This is a genomic window from Paralimibaculum aggregatum, assembly GCF_030270585.1.
GTDB classification, from domain to species: domain Bacteria; phylum Pseudomonadota; class Alphaproteobacteria; order Rhodobacterales; family Rhodobacteraceae; genus Thermohalobaculum; species Thermohalobaculum aggregatum.
In genome coordinates this window covers 1-304 of sequence record NZ_BSYI01000168.1, presented here as the reverse complement: position 1 = coordinate 304, position 304 = coordinate 1, and the positions used below count along the sequence as shown (strand labels likewise).

Here is a 304-nt window from a genome sequence, read left to right as displayed (position 1 = left end):
CCATGACGAAACGCGTCGCCGTGATCGGAGCCGGGCCTTCGGGCACCGCCGCGCTCCGGGCGTTCCAGTCGGCCGCCGCGAAGGGCGCCGAGATCCCGGAGATCGTCTGCTTCGAGAAGCAGGACGACTGGGGCGGGCTGTGGAACTACACCTGGCGCACCGGGCTCGACGAATACGGCGAGCCGGTGCACTGCTCGATGTACCGCTATCTCTGGTCGAACGGCCCGAAGGAGGGGCTGGAATTCGCCGACTACACCTTCGAGGAACATTTCGGCAAGCCGATCGCCTCCTACCCGCCGCGCGA

At 67.4% G+C, this 304-nt stretch carries 1 pseudogene; it reads left to right on the top strand.

Features of this window, described 5'->3' with window-relative positions:
- Positions 1-2: 2 nt before the first annotated feature.
- Positions 3-304 (top strand): annotated as a pseudogene (locus QSJ97_RS24800) (NAD(P)/FAD-dependent oxidoreductase); the annotation flags it as partial.